At 57.8% G+C, this 15,657-nt stretch carries 20 protein-coding genes, 1 tRNA gene and 1 pseudogene; 5 read left to right on the top strand and 17 right to left on the bottom strand.

Annotated features, from left to right (window positions below):
- Window positions 1–388: 388 nt before the first annotated feature.
- Window positions 389–706, bottom strand: a complete 318-nt coding sequence (locus tag BFP95_RS28000; protein ID WP_065882052.1) for a hypothetical protein — start codon at window positions 704–706, stop codon at window positions 389–391.
- Window positions 707–711: 5 nt separating this feature from the next.
- Window positions 712–873 (bottom strand): hypothetical protein, encoded by a 162-nt coding sequence (locus tag BFP95_RS29875; RefSeq protein ID WP_175405998.1) that lies wholly within the window; start codon window positions 871–873, stop codon window positions 712–714.
- Between the two features lie 174 nt (window positions 874–1,047).
- Here BFP95_RS29875 and BFP95_RS27995 point away from each other — a divergent pair, with 174 nt between their 5' ends.
- The 3 genes from BFP95_RS27995 to BFP95_RS27985 all read left to right on the top strand — a co-directional run bounded on the left by BFP95_RS27995 (window position 1,048) and on the right by BFP95_RS27985 (window position 3,201).
- Window positions 1,048–1,449: a hypothetical protein gene (locus tag BFP95_RS27995; protein WP_065872108.1), complete on the top strand. Its 402-nt coding sequence runs from the start codon at window positions 1,048–1,050 to the stop codon at window positions 1,447–1,449.
- Between the two features lie 228 nt (window positions 1,450–1,677).
- Window positions 1,678–2,109 carry a glycine zipper domain-containing protein gene (locus BFP95_RS27990; protein ID WP_065872107.1) on the top strand — a complete coding sequence of 144 codons (432 nt, stop codon included), beginning with the start codon at window positions 1,678–1,680 and terminating at the stop codon, window positions 2,107–2,109.
- Between the two features lie 228 nt (window positions 2,110–2,337).
- Window positions 2,338–3,201 carry a sensor domain-containing diguanylate cyclase gene (locus BFP95_RS27985; RefSeq protein ID WP_065872228.1) on the top strand — a complete coding sequence of 288 codons (864 nt, stop codon included), beginning with the start codon at window positions 2,338–2,340 and terminating at the stop codon, window positions 3,199–3,201.
- A 158-nt stretch (window positions 3,202–3,359) separates the two neighbouring features.
- Here the strand turns inward: BFP95_RS27985 and BFP95_RS30175 are convergent, their stop codons facing one another.
- The 6 genes from BFP95_RS30175 to BFP95_RS27955 all read right to left on the bottom strand — a co-directional run bounded on the left by BFP95_RS30175 (window position 3,360) and on the right by BFP95_RS27955 (window position 7,429).
- The gene (locus tag BFP95_RS30175; RefSeq protein WP_256532868.1) at window positions 3,360–3,857 is read right to left on the bottom strand and encodes a hypothetical protein; all 498 of its coding nucleotides are present in this window, start codon (window positions 3,855–3,857) and stop codon (window positions 3,360–3,362) included.
- 703 nt (window positions 3,858–4,560) lie between these two features.
- Window positions 4,561–5,004 (bottom strand): GNAT family N-acetyltransferase, encoded by a 444-nt coding sequence (locus tag BFP95_RS27975; protein WP_065890785.1) that lies wholly within the window; start codon window positions 5,002–5,004, stop codon window positions 4,561–4,563.
- Window positions 5,005–5,251: 247 nt separating this feature from the next.
- Window positions 5,252–5,884 carry a hypothetical protein gene (locus tag BFP95_RS27970; protein WP_065911007.1) on the bottom strand — a complete coding sequence of 211 codons (633 nt, stop codon included), beginning with the start codon at window positions 5,882–5,884 and terminating at the stop codon, window positions 5,252–5,254.
- Window positions 5,885–5,976: 92 nt separating this feature from the next.
- Window positions 5,977–6,348, bottom strand: coding sequence for a hypothetical protein (locus BFP95_RS27965; protein WP_225930638.1), 372 nt, complete (start codon window positions 6,346–6,348; stop codon window positions 5,977–5,979).
- Between the two features lie 170 nt (window positions 6,349–6,518).
- Complete coding sequence (locus BFP95_RS27960; RefSeq protein WP_065911006.1) at window positions 6,519–6,947, bottom strand: hypothetical protein; 429 nt, start codon at window positions 6,945–6,947, stop codon at window positions 6,519–6,521.
- Window positions 6,948–7,198: 251 nt separating this feature from the next.
- A complete protein-coding gene (locus tag BFP95_RS27955) occupies window positions 7,199–7,429 on the bottom strand; it encodes a hypothetical protein (protein ID WP_256533060.1) in 231 nt (76 codons plus the stop codon).
- Between the two features lie 88 nt (window positions 7,430–7,517).
- Between BFP95_RS27955 and BFP95_RS30170 the strand changes: the two are divergent.
- Window positions 7,518–7,682: pseudogene (locus tag BFP95_RS30170) on the top strand (integrase); the annotation flags it as partial.
- 127 nt (window positions 7,683–7,809) lie between these two features.
- Here the strand turns inward: BFP95_RS30170 and BFP95_RS27950 are convergent.
- Window positions 7,810–7,900, bottom strand: a tRNA-Ser gene (locus BFP95_RS27950).
- 152 nt (window positions 7,901–8,052) lie between these two features.
- Here BFP95_RS27950 and BFP95_RS27945 point away from each other — a divergent pair.
- A complete protein-coding gene (locus BFP95_RS27945; RefSeq protein WP_003174664.1) occupies window positions 8,053–8,724 on the top strand; it encodes a Bax inhibitor-1/YccA family protein in 672 nt (223 codons plus the stop codon).
- A 75-nt stretch (window positions 8,725–8,799) separates the two neighbouring features.
- On the opposite strand, the gene murB is transcribed toward BFP95_RS27945, so the two are convergent.
- The 8 genes from murB to BFP95_RS27905 form a co-directional block, all read right to left on the bottom strand.
- A complete protein-coding gene (gene murB, locus BFP95_RS27940) occupies window positions 8,800–9,819 on the bottom strand; it encodes a UDP-N-acetylmuramate dehydrogenase (RefSeq protein WP_065890784.1) in 1,020 nt (339 codons plus the stop codon).
- Window positions 9,816–10,280 carry a low molecular weight protein-tyrosine-phosphatase gene (locus BFP95_RS27935; protein WP_065872101.1) on the bottom strand — a complete coding sequence of 155 codons (465 nt, stop codon included), beginning with the start codon at window positions 10,278–10,280 and terminating at the stop codon, window positions 9,816–9,818. Before BFP95_RS27935 ends, murB begins: the two co-directional genes overlap by 4 nt.
- Window positions 10,280–11,044, bottom strand: coding sequence for a 3-deoxy-manno-octulosonate cytidylyltransferase (kdsB, locus tag BFP95_RS27930; RefSeq protein WP_065881922.1), 765 nt, complete (start codon window positions 11,042–11,044; stop codon window positions 10,280–10,282). The genes BFP95_RS27935 and kdsB overlap by 1 nt, the downstream gene beginning before the upstream one ends.
- Window positions 11,041–11,226 carry a Trm112 family protein gene (locus BFP95_RS27925; RefSeq protein WP_003174668.1) on the bottom strand — a complete coding sequence of 62 codons (186 nt, stop codon included), beginning with the start codon at window positions 11,224–11,226 and terminating at the stop codon, window positions 11,041–11,043. The genes kdsB and BFP95_RS27925 overlap by 4 nt, the downstream gene beginning before the upstream one ends.
- Before the next feature lie 24 nt (window positions 11,227–11,250).
- Window positions 11,251–12,261 carry a tetraacyldisaccharide 4'-kinase gene (lpxK, locus tag BFP95_RS27920; RefSeq protein ID WP_065911005.1) on the bottom strand — a complete coding sequence of 337 codons (1,011 nt, stop codon included), beginning with the start codon at window positions 12,259–12,261 and terminating at the stop codon, window positions 11,251–11,253.
- The gene (locus BFP95_RS27915) at window positions 12,261–12,689 is read right to left on the bottom strand and encodes an ExbD/TolR family protein (RefSeq protein WP_065872098.1); all 429 of its coding nucleotides are present in this window, start codon (window positions 12,687–12,689) and stop codon (window positions 12,261–12,263) included. Before BFP95_RS27915 ends, lpxK begins: the two co-directional genes overlap by 1 nt.
- The gene (locus BFP95_RS27910) at window positions 12,686–13,321 is read right to left on the bottom strand and encodes a MotA/TolQ/ExbB proton channel family protein (protein ID WP_033896796.1); all 636 of its coding nucleotides are present in this window, start codon (window positions 13,319–13,321) and stop codon (window positions 12,686–12,688) included. The genes BFP95_RS27915 and BFP95_RS27910 overlap by 4 nt, the downstream gene beginning before the upstream one ends.
- A gap of 83 nt (window positions 13,322–13,404) precedes the next feature.
- A complete protein-coding gene (locus BFP95_RS27905; RefSeq protein ID WP_256534335.1) occupies window positions 13,405–15,630 on the bottom strand; it encodes a DNA internalization-related competence protein ComEC/Rec2 in 2,226 nt (741 codons plus the stop codon).
- Window positions 15,631–15,657 lie beyond the last annotated feature (27 nt).

Genomic DNA, 15,657 nt, shown 5'->3' with positions numbered 1-15,657 from the left:
CGTGGCTAGATAGTTGTAAGCAGATACCGTCCGGCCGGTGAACGGGCTCAAACGTGAAGAATTTTTTTTAGGCTCTATACTGTTTGCAACAGCTGCGTGTGTTGTTGGCGATCCAGGGTGGCATTTCAACCTTTGAACGGCTTGGCGCGTTTTTCTATATCGCCCCGGCATACTCACCAGCAGCTGTACATGAGGGAGACGGCAATGAAACATCCAATTCGAGCTCAAATGGTTGTTCAGGTGATTTGCCTGCTTTCGGTGGCTCAGCTTTTTTGTTGAGCGGCGTGTGACTGCCTTCACATTCAGCTGCAGTTGCGGCAGTGAGAGGTATTGCCAGCTATAAGCCATCATCTGGCCCGACAGTCGATTGCCGGGCCAGAGCGTGCAGCTATAGCAAGATCGTGGACAACATACCTAAGGCGCCCAGGCAAAACCCGATCAATGCGCCTCGACCGGGGAACTCCTGAAACAGCGCCCAGATCACGATAGGCTCCAGCAGCAATAAGGAGGTAACGGACACAACCGTCACCACCCAGATGTCACCGACCGCAAGATACCCCAGCCAATAAGCCCCCAGCAGACAAAGCCCGGCAAAGCACATCAACACAACAGGCATGATGAAAGCGTGCCATGAGCCGTCGCCCGCTTGAGCCAACTTGGCGGTCACCACCTCACTGTAGATTGCACAAAACTCACCGATGATCATCAACCCTAGAGCAGAAACTCCGAGTAGTTCTTTGGACATATCAAAAACTCCTTCGTATTCAACGCAATATTCTTCAACTCCCAGCGGGCAATGCCGCTGCCCAGAGTTTCGTTGCAGTGAGACGAAGCAGCCTTGAACAGGCCTGAATTACCGAAGTGCTTTTCCATGCTCATGTCCTTTATAGAAGGTGAGGCTTAGCGACCAGATGAGGCGCTCGGCCTGATCATACGTTTCGGCGGGCATCAGTAACAACCTTGGCCGTGGAACCGCCGCAACGGCCTGTTTATTTCTCGGTGTTTGTATAAGCTTGCCGTTCGTTTTTTCGGGACCAGGAAAGGTAAATGAGTGACGACAATGGAAAGCGCTTGCGGATTAACCAGAAGCACATTTGCATGGCTGCAATCTCGCTGGTTTTCTCCTGCACCTGTGTTGCCGCAGACACTTACTCGGAGCTGAGCACGCCTGATAAATCGGGATTCATGTGGGGGCAGGTCTACCAGCATACAAAAGCCGCATGTGGCACTCTCCCGCAAGACCTTGAAGACGATTACGCGAAGGCGATCCGATTCCTTTCAGAGGCCAGCCCAGAATTTGGACCGACCTTTAAGGACGGCCTGAAGCCCAGCCTTAAGAAGGCGCCTCCAAAATCAGCCGAGGAACTGGAGGACGTATGTGTCAAAGGTCAGACAGGCCTCAGAAACCAAGTGAAACTCGCCAGATACTGGTTTACCGAAAAATGGTGAGTGTGGAATAGCGAGACGGCGAGAGTTGCTATCAGGCGCTACTTTCAGTGCCTTCCACCGTCTATGCTCGTGAGGTCGGCATCTGCGTTTCAATGTCAGATTTAATTTCGCGAGTCGGGGGCCAGCATGCTTGCCATATGCCGCCCGCGCAGAACTTCGAGCTTTTGTTTTAATCCCAAGCGTGCTTTAAAGATTAACGCCTGCTGACAGCCCATAGAGGTTCACAAAATGAAAATGACACTACCCGCCCTGGTGTTGGGTGTTCTGATATCGCAAGGAGCGATAGCCGCCGGTGATGGTACAGCCGCTCTTGGAGGTGGCGTTGGTGGTGCACTTGGCAATATCGTCGGCCAACAGCTTGGCGGCTCAACGGGTGCAGCGGTAGGCGCAGGCTTAGGGGGGGCCGCCGGTGGAGCAGTCGGTGCCCAGAAGGGTAAGAGGACAGAAGCTGCGATAGGCGGCGGAGTTGGCTCTGCGGGTGGGTCACTTATAGGCAATCGTCTGGGCGGCACAACTGGTTCGACTATCGGAGCGGGTCTCGGTGGCGCTGCAGGTGGCGCGCTCGGCAACAACCTGGCGGATGATGAGAGCAATCATCGATCTGACGGGAAAAAGCACAAAGGCAACAATAAGCACAAGCATAAGAACAAGCGCCATTGATGAGCCATGGCTCGTGCTTGCAGTAGGCGCCAATAAATGCAGACGCCGTTTGGCGGGTCAGCTTAGCGAACAAGTGAGGCGCTGGGCCTGATCATATGTGTGAGCACCTGTTTTGAATAACCGGGGTTCGACGAGTATGAACGGTATTAAAAACTCGCAGGACTCCCCGCCGCCGCCCGTCATGATCGGGCTATGATCAGGCCATCTGAACCGGACGCCCAATGCCCCATGCCCGTTGACCTACAAGCGCTCTATCCAAAACTGATCCACTTGATGCTGGATACGGTATTCGTCGTCGACAGCGACAACCAGATTGTCTTCGTGAGCGACGCCTGTGAGTCACTGCTCGGCTACCGCGCCGAAGAGCTGATCGGCACCCTGATCATCCACTACATGCACCCTGAAGACCTCGCGCGCACCCGCGCTTCAATAGTTCGGGTCATGAATGGCCAAGCCCACGTCGACTTCCGCAACCGTTATCTGCGCAAGGATGGCAGCGTCGTACACATTTTGTGGGCGGCCTTCTGGTCCAAAGAAGTCGGTGCGCGGATCGGTGTCGCGCGGGACGTAACGGCGCTCACCCAGGCCGAGGAAGAGTTACGCTTCCTCGCCCATCATGACCCGCTGACGGCCCTCACCAACCGATCGCTGTTCAACGATCGGCTCGACAGTGCGCTGCAAAGTGCACAGAGCCATGACCGGAGCTTGGCGTTGCTGTTTCTGGACATCAACGACTTCAAGTGCATCAACGATGTGCATGGTCATGCCATGGGCGATCGCGTGCTCTGTGTGATTGCACGACGGCTAGAGCGCTGTGCGCGCGAAGGAGATCTAGTGGCCCGGATGGGCGGTGATGAATTCACGGTACTGATCACGGATATCCAGTCGCCGGATGCGGTTGCCGGGAAGGTGGCGCAGATACTTGCGGTCATGGCTGAGCCACTGGGAGCCGAGTTTGGCGGAGTGAAAATGCCGTCTTGCAGCGTCGGCGTGGCGTTTTATCCGGAGGATGGAGAGGATGCGGATACGCTGTTGAGTCATGCGGATGGGGAGATGTATCGGGTGAAGAGGCTGCGGGTTGCGAGTGAGTGAAGATATGAAGTACACCGTAGCGTAGGGTCTCGCAACCCGCGTCGGTAAAGAGCCAATGCCCCGACGAGTCGGGGCATTGGCTTTTATGGTCTTGGATAAATCAAAGGGCTTTTCAGCCTTACGGGTGAAGAACCGCTTGCTGACCATCATGCACGAGGCTATTTGGCTTGGCGAAGCACAAGTTCCGATAGACGGGTCTTAACGCGGAAGCAGAACTCACGAATTTGAAATTGATAAGCGGGCATAACCATGTAGTTCAAGTCAGGACCTAATGAGTCTTTGATTTCCATATATTTAGCGGTCTTGGCAGCAATGGCTTGGTACTCCGCCTCGTATTTAACGTAAGACGCTTTGTTGTAAACCTTCAAAACGTCCAGTTCTTTACGGCATTGCTCTGCGCGATTTTGATTTAAGTCTGTTTCTGATTCTGACTGAGCAGCTTCCGCAGAGGCAGGGACGTGGGAGTCAGCACTGGCGCCCGCAGGTGCAGCCTCATATCGCACAGTCCAATTAGGTGGTGTCGAAGGCGCGACTTCAGGGGGGGCTTCCTGGACGACGGCAGGAGGTGGAGTCACGTTAGATTTTTCTGGCGTTTTCGTAGCGCATCCAGAGAGGGCAAGTCCTACCACTACAGCGATGCCACACAGTTTATACATCGGTTTCACCAAGACGTAATTATGGTTGGCTGAGTCGTTAGGTTCTGGGTAAAAGTAATAACTCACTCGATGATCGAGTATAAATTTTCTACCAGACTCAAGGCGCTCAGCCTCTCTTCCTTGAGTGCGCAGGTGAGTGATAATAGTAAAAAAACAAAGAGATGACGAGTAAAAGCTCGTCAGAAAAGCCACAGATTTAACGGGACAATTGCGGTGGGTCCAAGCTGAGCATGCACCCTCATTGTGCCGTGTTCGGATCGCAGGGCAAGATGAGGCGACTCATGCAATAGGTGCAATCGCCAAGCCTTTCAAATAGGCAACGTTTCGGAACGCCTACGAAAAACCGTGTTCCGCCACCAAACCCCAGAAACACAAAAGCCCCGCTTTCGCGAGGCTTTCGTTTGAATCTTGGCGGGAAACCAGGGATTCGAACCCTGGAGACGCTATTAACATCCGCCGGTTTTCAAGACCGATAGGCAAATTCAAGCGGGCCGACGCCCTGAAGGCCGTCGGCGTTCCATTACTCATGGCAACCGGTCAGTCTACAGACCGCATTCTGCAGGGGGGGGCGTTTTGAGTTTGGGAACCGTTTTTGCCCTCCCAAGCATCCTGTCGAATGAAGGCAAGCCACAGCATTGCCCAACGATTTACGAAATACATCGTGACTGTTTTGGGCCAGAAGCGGACCCGCACCGAACACCCCTCACGCTTGGCGCTTATACGTCAGGTAATCATGGGCACCGGTACCGGTGCATAAAAACCCTGCCTTCTCGTACATCCTCTTCGCGGGGTTATCAGGTCGCACACTCAACCGCAACTGCGTAAATCCGTGCCGTGCCGCGTCCAGTGCATAGGCTTCCAAGAGGGCCATTCCCACCCCGCTACGCCGATGTTCTGGACTTACATGGATAGTGCAAAGTTCTGCGTAACTCTGCTCAGGTATCCAGAGTGAGTAACCTGCGAAGGCATTACCCATGAACGCGACGTTCAGACGTTCAAAATTCTCTACCCAACGCGTCAGGTGCCGTTCCAGTTGGGCTCGCCACGATGCTTCATGCTCGGGCTCCCAACAGCGGATATAGCTCTCCTCGCCTCTGTAGATGGCCGGAAGATCGGTAACACGTGCTTGTCTGAGTTGTAGTGCCATTCCATTAGCCTTTGATGACGTGAAGGTATGGTATGGCTTGCCTGACATTTCGCAAAGCCGGACGATGGGTCGCGATCCGGGTGCAGCGCGAGGTTACAGGTGGCTAACAGCCGATCATGAAAGGCTGCTTCTGGCCGATTTCTGCCAGTTAGGGCCACCCAGTGTACTGGTCAAACCCGATGCAAATGACTGGTCAAGTCGAATGCAAATGTGTGGTCAGGTGGAGTGAATTACCCACGTGCTTCGTTCATTTGTCCAGATTCAGTAGTTCATGCATCCGTTCGCCAATTATTCCTCGCAACCACGCCGAATGAAATTCGATTTCTTCCAGAGAAGTACCCTCAGCAAATCGGTATTCGAACACTTTGTCCTTCGGCCCCTTATACACAACGCTAAAATGGCCATCGCGATCAAACATGGCGAGCTGGTAGGGGCAGATATAAAGGATGTCGCTAAACGGCACGCGCAATTCGGAGGGTTTACGGCCGCGACAGGTGACCGTGAGGGTAAGCAGTTGCTGACCTTCGTCAAACGTGAAGGCTTGCACGCTAGGCGCAGAGAAAAACCACCCGAAGACCAGCCCCATGAGCACAACAAAACCAAGCAGGAACAGGATGAGCGACGACGTCGTAAAACTCGACTCATCGCTGGACGGCACATCCTGCATCGCGCCAAGTCCGAGAAGAAGCAATATCGCCAGGCCAAAAGCCGGCAACAACATAAGCAGCGCAAAGCAGAAACCCAAAGTGCCCGAACCCGTGCTGCCAATGATCGGTAAATCCGGACCACTATGCCAAATAGGTGGGTGGACGACAGGGGCTTGAGTGCCTGGCGCGACTTGAGTCGTTGCGACATGGCGAGGTGGGCTTTGAGGATTCATCCAGCAGGCTCCAGGGGTGCAGCGTAGGTATTACCAATGACGCACACCCTCGATGCTGACTCAAGGAAGCGCCAGCCATCCACTCGCTATGATTACTGGGCGCTAACGCTTGGAACCCATAAAGTGCACGAAGTCGCAGCTTGGGCAATGAGCCAATCATGCTCACGCTTCGCGAAGGGCCGAGGCATCCCGTAAGAAATCCGGAGAGCAAAGTTGTAGGCACCCCTGACTTCATTTCCAGTGGGTGTAGCTTCTTTCAACGTTGTGTTGGTTTTGAGCCCTTCTACCGCTCCATGTAGCGCCAGCGCCTGCTTGGAGGTGTCCGCGCTTTCCTCCAGGATCTGTACCGCGATAAAGGCCGCATTCGAGCAGCGATCCATCTTTTCCCACTGCTTCATTTGGGCTTCATCGCCGAGCGCTACAGCAGAGGTGAGCAACATCAATGAGCCAATCAAAAAACGCATTGCTTTGATCCTTCAAATTAGTTTGCGTAGTAATACATCAACCTATACCCAATCGCTACCACGGTATTCGTCCGATAACAGCCAGCAAAATTCTGGGTTTGCACGGAGCCAGTCGCTTACTGCGGCATACCGACAGCCGACCACCGGGCTAGTGAGCAAAGCGAGTGCCGTTACTCTTCAATCCTTGGCCAATTGAACTTGTAATTCAGCGGAGGCAGCTCGTAATGTTCAGCCAGATACAACGCCAGCATTTCCCCTTCCTTCGCGTACGCAGCCGCTTTATCAGAAGTCGGATACCAACTCACCCAAAGCGTTTCTAGAGGGAAGACTTTCTCAAACGCCGCATAGTTGAAACGCCAGCCAGCCATATGCCCGGCTGCTCCAGGATTTTTTGCGCATCGAACAAATGCAGAGAGGCGGCGCCTAAGATTATCTGACTCTCCAATGGTCAATATTCCGTTCTCATCCACGCCTATCGCGCGATTGAGCGCCCTGTCTGCGCAAATAATATATGCCCCGGGGACAACAGGTGCGCTCTTATAGTGTTCCATGAGCTTTAACCACTCAGGCTCCCATCCCTGCCAGTTTTTGACGTTCATCTGCTGCCTCCACCAATAGAGGCAAAACGATATCACGCCCCATAGCGACTCTAGTAGTTTGGGTTGTCAGGGACGCTCTCTAAAGCCTGAAAAAGTGGCACATTGCCGGTGTTGGTGAGCAAATTTTTACTCGCAAGGAAGCCCACCCTCATGTCCTTTGCTCTTGTTCGCGCTGCTGCAACCTGCCTACTGACTGCGGTAACTCTCTTCGGATGCGCGTGTCCCCCGACAGAGGGTGGTGAGCGCGAAAATCACCTGACGTTGTTCTGTTCTCGCGCATCGCTTGCTTCCTTATTAACTTGAGCCTGACGGCGCTGTTCTTCTTTCCGGGCCACATTGCCAGCCTCGGTGATAGCAAGCGCTTGGGCCTCGCCAATGCCAGCCAGCTTTTCCCTATAACGCCAATCCTGTACGCGCCAAGTTCCACCAGCGCTGACCACCATCGCCAGCAGGATCGACGCCAGGCAATTCACGGGCGTCATGGCAGCACCTTCAGAGCTCTTTCGTACAGTGCTTGGCGATCCTGCGCACCGTTCGGCACACGCCCACGTCGACCTGTATTGATGAGTGTTGGCAGCCAGCATTCGAAAGTTCCAGTTCCGCGACATCCGCCCCAAGGCCGCAAGCGAGATCCTCGACCTAGGAGATGCAAGCCGGCTCCTGGGACACACAGATAAGCGGATAACCGAGACCGTATATCGACGCGTTGGGGAGATCGTGAAGCCGACTCGCTGACCGCAATTTGCAACGAGTTGCGGAAACCGCCTGAAAGGATGCGGAAACTATCAGCCTGTACGCTGATAGCTTTACCAAACCCCAGAAACACAAAAGCCCCGCTTTCGCGAGGCTTTCGTGTGAATCTTGGCGGGAAACCAGGGATTCGAACCCTGGAGACGCTATTAACGTCCGCCGGTTTTCAAGACCGGTGCATTCAACCACTCTGCCAATTTCCCTTGTGCATCACAGGATTATAGTAGCCCATCCTGTCTCAGCGGGCGCCATAATACCCGAATGAAACACACTGTCAAACTCTCGGCATCGCTTGTTACAGAGCGTCTGTTATGATCTTTGCGACTGAACGTTTCAAAACCGAAGGAGTGTCGCCATGCGCGAACAGAATTACGCAGTGAATGGCAACGCGCAGGCTGAGCAGCTTGAAGTCAGCCGCGTGTTGCGCAACACCTATGGCTTGCTCGCCCTTACCCTCGCATTCAGCGGCGTAATGGCGTTTGTGGCTCAGCAGATGCGCGTCGGCTACCCGAACATCTTTGTCGTGCTGATCGGCTTCTACGGGCTGTTCTTCCTGACCAACAAGCTGCGCGACTCGGCCTGGGGCTTGGTGTCGGCGTTTGCCTTGACCGGTTTCATGGGCTTTATCCTCGGCCCGATCCTCAACCGTTACCTCGGCATGGCCGGCGGTGCGGAAGTGGTCAGCTCGGCGTTTGCCATGACGGCCCTGGTGTTTGGTGGTCTGTCGGCCTACGTGCTGATCACCCGTAAGGACATGAGCTTCCTGGGTGGCTTCATCACCGCAGGCTTCTTTGTGCTGCTGGCGGCTGTGGTTGCAGGTATGTTCTTCCAGATCAGTGGCCTGCAACTGGCGATCAGCGCGGGTTTTGTGCTGTTCTCCTCGGTGTGCATCCTGTTCCAGACCAGCGCCATCATCCACGGCGGTGAGCGTAACTACATCATGGCGACCGTGAGCCTGTATGTGTCGATCTACAACCTGTTTATCAGCCTGTTGCAGATCTTCGGCATCATGAGCCGCGACGATTGATTAGTTAACGCAATAAAAATGCCCCGTATCGAAAGATACGGGGCATTTTTGTTTTTAGGCTGTTAAGAGCCGGTTTCAGTATTTGTTGGGTTCCATCTCCAGATCAACCTTGAAACGCTGCGCAATATCCTGCTGGATCCGCTGAGCCAGGTTGGCAATATCGTGCCCCGAGGCACCGCCATAGTTGACCAACACCAGCGCCTGCAGTTTGTGCACACCTGCATCCCCCTCACGAAAGCCTTTCCAGCCAGCCTTGTCGATCAGCCAACCGGCCGCGAGCTTCATCTGCCCATCGGGCTGCGGATAAGCCACCAGGTCCGGGTACAGCGCCTGCAGCTCAGCTGCCAACACCTGGGACACCAATGGGTTCTTGAAGAAGCTTCCCGCATTGCCAAGCTCTGCCGGGTCCGGCAGTTTTTCGCGGCGGATGCTGCAGATCGCACGGCTGACGTCACTCGGCGTCGCTTCAGTGATCCCCTGCCCCGCCAGGCGCTGCTGCACCGGGCCGTAGTCAAGTTTCAGGTGGCTGGTGCGGCTCAGGGCAAAGCGCACCCGCAGGATCAGCCAGCGGCCGGTTTCGTGCTTGAACAGGCTGTCACGGTAGGCAAAGTTGCATTCTTCCAGGCTGAATTCGCGCAGTTCGCCGGTGTGGCGATCCAGGGCGGTCAGCCCGGCGAATACGTCCTTGATCTCCACGCCGTAGGCGCCGATGTTCTGCATCGGTGCTGCGCCAACAGTACCGGGGATGAGGCTGAGATTTTCCAGGCCGCAGAAACCCTGTTCCAGGGTCCATAGCACGAAGGGGTGCCAGGCTTCGCCCGCTTGCGCCTCGACCACCACCTGCGTGCCGTCATCGTGGACCACGCGGATGCCTTGGGTCGCCATGCGCAAGACCAGCGCAGGAATGTCCTGGGTCAGCAGCAAGTTGCTGCCACCACCGATCACCAGCAGTGGCACCGCATGTGCGGCTGAATAAGCCAGGGCCTCGCGGACGTCATCGTCGCTGTGAGCCTCGGCGAACAACTGGGCGCGTACGTCGATGCCAAAGCTATTGAAGGGCTTGAGCGATACCTGTGAGAGCACCTGCAAGGTCATAACCGCCCCTTCAATTCGATCACCAATAAATCACAGGCGCGTTCGATCAGGTCCAGGACCCGCTCGAAGCCTTGTTCACCTTCGTAATAAGGGTCTGGCACTTCGTCCACTTCGCCGTCGTAGCGGCGCAGGAACAGGTCCAGCTCCGCTGTGCCCTGGCCCGGCTGCATGGCCTTGAGGTTGCGCAGGTTGCTGTGGTCCATGGCCAGGATCAGGTCATAGCGCGCAAAGTCGGCGCGGGAGACCTGCTGGGCCCGCTGGGCCGACAAGTCATAGCCGCGCACCAGCGCCGCACGTTGGCTGCGCTTATCCGGTGGGTTGCCAATATGCCATTCACCCGTACCGGCGGACGCGACCTCGACCTGCCCTGCCAAACCCGCTTCGCGCAATTTATGGCGCAGCACGCCTTCTGCGGTGGGCGAGCGACAGATATTGCCCAGGCAGACAAACAAGACCTCCATCAGGCCCCCAGCAGGCGACGGACGCGCTCAAGGTCTTCCGGAGTGTCGACACCCGCCGGCGGCGCTTCCAGCGCATCGCCCACATGAATGCGCACGCCGTGCCACAAGGCACGCAGCTGCTCCAGCGATTCGGTGTTTTCCAGCCAGCACGGGCCCCAACTGACGAAGTCATGCAGGAAACCGGCACGGTAGGCATAGATGCCGATATGACGGCGATACGGCACGCCTTCCGGCAATACGTCGGGGTGCTTGGCGAAAGCATCGCGCGCCCACGGCAAGGTCGAACGGCTGAACGTCAGCGCCAGGCCATTGATGTCGCTGACCACTTTCACCACGTTCGGATTGAACAAGGTGTCGATGTCTTCAATCGGTTCGGCCAGGGTCGCCATGCGCGCCTCGCCATGGGCGGCCAGGTTGGCGGCCACTTGGTCGATCACGCTCGGCGGAATCAACGGCTCGTCACCTTGCACGTTGACCACGATGGCATCAGGTGCCAGGCCGAGTTTCGTGGCCACTTCGGCCAGGCGGTCGGTGCCGGAGTTATGGTCTTCGCGAGTCAGCACGGCCTCAGCGCCGAAGCCTTTGCAGGCTTCGATGATGCGTGGATCATCGGTGGCCACCACCACGCGCTCGGCGCTGCTTTTACAGGCCTGTTCCCACACCAACTGGATCATCGGCTTGTCGCCGATTAGTTGCAGCGGCTTGCCCGGCAAGCGGGTCGACGCGTAGCGGGAGGGAATGACAACGGTAAAGGCTGTGGTCATTTATCCAAGCGCTCATCGGTGGTCAGGGTGCGGGCTTCGCTTTCCAGCATTACCGGGATGCCATCACGGATCGGGTAAGCCAGGCCGGCGCCTTTGCTGATCAGCTCGGTTTTATCGGCGCTGAGCTTGAGCGGGCCTTTGCAGATCGGGCAAGCGAGGATATCGAGCAGTTTGGTGTCCATGAGTGTTTCCTGGAAAGAAGCGATTTAAGGCAAGAGACGGGCAGGCAACAGGCGCATCAGCTGCGTGTCGAACCAGGCGACAAACGCCGGCGACGGCAGCGCATCCACCGCAAGGTACCACCAGTCGGGCTGGGCAAAGGCGCGGCACTTCACCGCGTCCTTTTCGGTCATGACCAGCGGCAATGACGGTGAAAAATTCAGGACTTCGGCGCTGTACGGCGCGTGGTCGGCAAACGCATGGGGTATCGGCTGCCAGTGTAGCGTTTCGAGGGTGTTGAAGAAACGCTGCGGGTTGCCGATACCGGCGACCGCATGCACCTGCTGGCCCGCCGCAAAGTGATCGACCGGCTGGCGCTCGCCGGTCTTCAGATTGACCAGTGCGGAAGGCTGTAAGCGAAAGGCAAAACCATCGTCTCGGTCGCTTGCGGCGCCGTTATACAACAGCGCATCGACACTCTGCAGCCGCTCCACGGGTTCGCGCAACGGCCCCGCCGGCAGGCAACGGCGATTGCCCAGGCCACGGGCGGCGTCGATCAGCACCAATTCAAGGTCGCGGGCCAGGCGGTAATGCTGCAGGCCATCGTCGGAGAGGATCAGGTCCAGGGTTTCACTGACCAGCAGCGCCTTGACCGCACGGCTGCGATCGGGGTCGATCACTAACGGTACGCCGCAGCGCTGCACGATCAATAAGGGTTCGTCACCCGCCACTTCGGCACTGTGGTTGGCTTCAACCCGCCATGGCAACTGCGGCGGCTTGGCCCCATACCCCCTGCTGACCACCCCCACGCGCAAGCCGCTGCGTCGGCAGTGCTCTATCAACCACAGGATCAACGGGGTCTTGCCGGTGCCACCCACGGTGATATTACCGACCACCACCACGGGCACCGGCGACTGATAGATCTCACCCTCACCCGCGAGGAAACGTGCGCGCTTGCGCTGCACCACTCGGCGGTACAAGGATTCCAGCGGCCGCAGCAACGTGAGCGCCGGATGGCCCTCGTACCAGGCCTTAAGCAAACGATCGGACATGGCCATCAGGGTTGGCTCGCTGCCTCAACGGTGGTCATGCGCAGGTGGCTGAAACCGAGCTTGCCGGCGGCATCCATGGCAGTGATCACGGCCTGGTGCTGGGTCTTGCCATCGGCACTGATCGACAGCGGCAGCTTGGTATCGCCGCCGGACTCTTTCTGCAAGGCCTCCATCAGGCTGTTGAGATCGTTCTTTTCGAGCAACTGGTTATTCACTGAAAACACCCCGTCGGCGCTGATGGCGATGTCCAGTTGCTTGACCTCCTGGTCTTCGGCCGGCGAACCGCTCACGGCTTCCGGCAGGTCAACGCGCAGCTCGGTTTGCCGGGTAAAGGTGGTGGTGACGACAAAAAACAGCAGCAGGATAAACACCACGTCGATCAGCGACGCGAGGTTGATATCGACATTTTCCCGTTGCTTGCGGCGAAATTTCACGCTTTGCCCCCAACCAGATCAACGTCACGGTCACCCTGCACGACTTCCACCAGCTTGATGGCTTCCTGCTCCATGCCGACCACCAGCTCATCGATGCGCCGTTGCAGGAAACGGTGGAAGAATACCGAAGGAATACCGACCATCAGGCCCGCTGCCGTGGTGATCAGCGCCTTGGAGATACCACCGGCCAATACGGCCGCGTTGGTGGTCATGCCGGAGCCCATGAACGAGCTGAAAATATCGATCATGCCCAGCACCGTCCCCAGCAAACCGAGCAACGGCGCCATGGCAGCGATGGTGCCGAGGGCATTGATGTAGCGCTCCAGTTCATGAATGACACGGGCGGCAGCCTCCTCGATGCACTCTTTCATGATCTCGCGACCATGCTTGGAGTTGGCCAGGCCGGCGGCAAGGATTTCACCCAACGGGGAGTTGGCGCGCAGTTCCTTGAGTTTTTCCTTGTCCAGTTGCTTGTTCTTGATCCAGGCCCAGACCTGCCCCAATAGGTGCTCGGGGGTGACGCGACTGGCGCGCAGGGTCCACAGGCGTTCGGCGACGATGCCGAGTGCGGCGATAGAACTCATGATGATCGGCAACATCATCCAGCCGCCGGATTTGACCAATTCCCACACAGTGAATGTCCCCTCGAAAAAGTGCGCCACTTTACCATATAGGTTCGTCGACCACAGACCCCATCGGCTGCGGCCACAAGCGCCTAAGGTAACCGTTCACGCCAGAACCTGCGTTGACTGCGCGCAACAACCGGTGGTGCAAATGCCCCCAGTTGCAGGCGCACGGCGCCCTGCTCGGCGCTGTCATAGACCTGGCTGCCCAACCGCTGGTAGCGTGCCATCACCTGCGGATGCGGATGGCCGAACGCATTGCTGCGCCCTCGTGAAATGAGCACCGAACGAGGGGCAAGGTGTTCCACAAACGCCCAGGACGAAGAACTGCGACTGCCATGGTGTGGCGCCTGCAACCAATCGGTGGGCACTGCCAGAGGTGAGGCGAGCATTGCCTGTTCCGCCGCGCGGTCGATATCGCCGGTCAACAGTAAGCGCTCACCATTGGCCTGCACCTGCAACACGCAGGACTTCGGGTTGCCACTGATAGCGTCCGGCCACTGCCACAGCTCGAACGTCACACCGTCCCAGGTCCATCGCTCGCCACTGTTGCACGACTGCGTACCGAGAAACGCCGGCAGGCCCTCGGTTTCCCCGCCCACCACGCGTTTGATTGGCATCCCCTTGGCAATCGCCCCCGCGCCGCCGGCATGATCCGCATCGGCATGGCTGATCAACATCATGTCTAACGCCTTTACCCCGAGTTTTTGCAGCGACGGCAATACCACCCGCGCACCCAGGTCAAAGGTTCCGGAGCGCGGGCCGGCGTCGTAGAGCAAGGTGTGATGGCGAGTACGCAAGATCAGCGACTGCCCCTGGCCGACGTCCAACTGCACCACCTCCACTTGCCCATGGGGCACCAGTTCACGCGGGGGAAACACCGCCAGCAACAGCATCGGCAAGCCCAGCACACGAAATGGCACGCCCTTGGGTAATAGCAATAGCAGCGCACCGAGCAGGCTCAGCAGCCAATACCGCTGCGGTACCTCGGCCGGAATCCAGGCAGGCAGTTGTCCGGCAAGCCATGCCAAGCCCTTGAACAACCCATCCAACGCACCGCCCGCCAGCCATAGCACTCCCTCCCCTATAAACGGCAGCGGCAGCAACGCTGTCCCCAGCAACGCCAGCGGTAACACCACCAGGCTGATCCAGGGCACGGCAACCAGATTGGCCAGCGGCGCACTCAGGCTGATGGGCAACCCCAGCACCAGCAAGACAGGTAACAATCCAACGGCAATCAACCACTGGGGGCGGGTCCACGCCTGCCACACGCTCCACGCCCCCAGCCGCCCACCAAACGCCAGGATCAGCACTGCCACCGCCGCAAACGACAACCAGAACCCCGACTGTAAACTGGCCAACGGCTCCAGGACCAACACCCCATCGAGTGCCAACAGCAACGGCCACCACAGCCCCAGGTGTCGGAAGCGCAGCCGCCATAACAACACCAGCCCCACCATCACACAGGCGCGCTGCACCGGCACGCCAAACCCGGCCAGCAAGCCGTAACTCAGCGCGGCCGTGAACGCCAGGCCACACGCCCACGGCAGCCACGGCCAGGTTCGGGGCCAGAGCCCATAACGTGCCAACCCGGCGATCAACCCGTAGATCAAGCCCGCCAGCATGCCGATGTGCTGGCCGGATATAACCAGCAGATGCACAGTGCCGGTGTCCTGTAGCACCTGCCAATCAGCGGCGGCCAATCCAGAGCCGTCTCCCAGCACCAGGGCGATCAGGCCTGCTTCCCGACCAAAGGCATCCACCGCCATCAAGCGCTGGCGCACGCCATCCCGCCAGGCGCTGCGCGCCGCAGCCAGACGTTCGCCGTCCTTCACCGTGCCGGTGGCGCCAATACGTTGGGCGAGCAGCCAGGCTTCCTGGTCAAATCCGTGAAAATTCAGCAGACCGGCCGGCCGCTTCAGGGTGATTGCCAGGCGCCAGCGCTCACCGCTGTGCACAGGCGGCCCGCCACGCCAGGACACTCGGATGCGTTTGGGCAACCGGGCATTTCGCGACCGGCTGTCGGCCAATTCGAAACGCACCCCTTCGCCCGTCTGCTGCGGCAGCCCAATGACTCGCCCCTCCACCCAACGTGTCTGGCCGTCCAGGGTCGGCTTGAGGCGATCATCCAGCGCCCACTGCGCACTGATGCATGCCCAGCTCAGCCCCAGCAGGAAAAACGCCAGTGGGTAAGTGCGAAACGGCAACAGCATCAACGCCAGCACCAGCAAGGCGATCAGCCATCCCGCAGGCGGCAATGCCGGTAAAAAACGCAGGGCCAGTAACCCCAGCGCCAACGCGAACATCCCTGTCCTCATGAATCATCCCTTTCAAGTGATCCACTC

Source organism: Pseudomonas sp. 58 R 12, assembly GCF_900005865.1.
In the GTDB taxonomy this organism is placed as follows: domain Bacteria; phylum Pseudomonadota; class Gammaproteobacteria; order Pseudomonadales; family Pseudomonadaceae; genus Aquipseudomonas; species Aquipseudomonas tritici.
The sequence above is the reverse complement of the archived record's forward strand: the minus strand, read 5'-3'. Positions and strand labels throughout refer to the sequence as shown.

Excerpts from the sequence above, each read along its gene's own strand:
- BFP95_RS27935 (WP_065872101.1), bottom strand. The coding sequence starts at position 10,280 with ATGGAGGTCTTGTTTGTCTGCCTGGGCAATATCTGTCGCTCGCCCACC.
- BFP95_RS27985 (WP_065872228.1), top strand. The coding sequence starts at position 2,338 with ATGCCCGTTGACCTACAAGCGCTCTATCCAAAACTGATCCACTTGATG.
- lpxK (WP_065911005.1), bottom strand. The coding sequence starts at position 12,261 with ATGGCCATGTCCGATCGTTTGCTTAAGGCCTGGTACGAGGGCCATCCG.
- BFP95_RS27990 (WP_065872107.1), top strand. The coding sequence starts at position 1,678 with ATGAAAATGACACTACCCGCCCTGGTGTTGGGTGTTCTGATATCGCAA.
- kdsB (WP_065881922.1), bottom strand. The coding sequence starts at position 11,044 with ATGACCACAGCCTTTACCGTTGTCATTCCCTCCCGCTACGCGTCGACC.
- BFP95_RS27965 (WP_225930638.1), bottom strand. The coding sequence starts at position 6,348 with ATGCGTTTTTTGATTGGCTCATTGATGTTGCTCACCTCTGCTGTAGCG.
- BFP95_RS27960 (WP_065911006.1), bottom strand. The coding sequence starts at position 6,947 with ATGAACGTCAAAAACTGGCAGGGATGGGAGCCTGAGTGGTTAAAGCTC.
- BFP95_RS29875 (WP_175405998.1), bottom strand. The coding sequence starts at position 873 with ATGGAAAAGCACTTCGGTAATTCAGGCCTGTTCAAGGCTGCTTCGTCT.
- BFP95_RS27905 (WP_256534335.1), bottom strand. The coding sequence starts at position 15,630 with ATGAGGACAGGGATGTTCGCGTTGGCGCTGGGGTTACTGGCCCTGCGT.
- BFP95_RS27975 (WP_065890785.1), bottom strand. The coding sequence starts at position 5,004 with ATGGCACTACAACTCAGACAAGCACGTGTTACCGATCTTCCGGCCATC.
- BFP95_RS30175 (WP_256532868.1), bottom strand. The coding sequence starts at position 3,857 with ATGTATAAACTGTGTGGCATCGCTGTAGTGGTAGGACTTGCCCTCTCT.
- BFP95_RS27925 (WP_003174668.1), bottom strand. The coding sequence starts at position 11,226 with ATGGACACCAAACTGCTCGATATCCTCGCTTGCCCGATCTGCAAAGGC.
- murB (WP_065890784.1), bottom strand. The coding sequence starts at position 9,819 with ATGACCTTGCAGGTGCTCTCACAGGTATCGCTCAAGCCCTTCAATAGC.
- BFP95_RS28000 (WP_065882052.1), bottom strand. The coding sequence starts at position 706 with ATGATCATCGGTGAGTTTTGTGCAATCTACAGTGAGGTGGTGACCGCC.
- BFP95_RS27955 (WP_256533060.1), bottom strand. The coding sequence starts at position 7,429 with ATGACGCCCGTGAATTGCCTGGCGTCGATCCTGCTGGCGATGGTGGTC.
- BFP95_RS27970 (WP_065911007.1), bottom strand. The coding sequence starts at position 5,884 with ATGAATCCTCAAAGCCCACCTCGCCATGTCGCAACGACTCAAGTCGCG.
- BFP95_RS27945 (WP_003174664.1), top strand. The coding sequence starts at position 8,053 with ATGCGCGAACAGAATTACGCAGTGAATGGCAACGCGCAGGCTGAGCAG.
- BFP95_RS27995 (WP_065872108.1), top strand. The coding sequence starts at position 1,048 with ATGAGTGACGACAATGGAAAGCGCTTGCGGATTAACCAGAAGCACATT.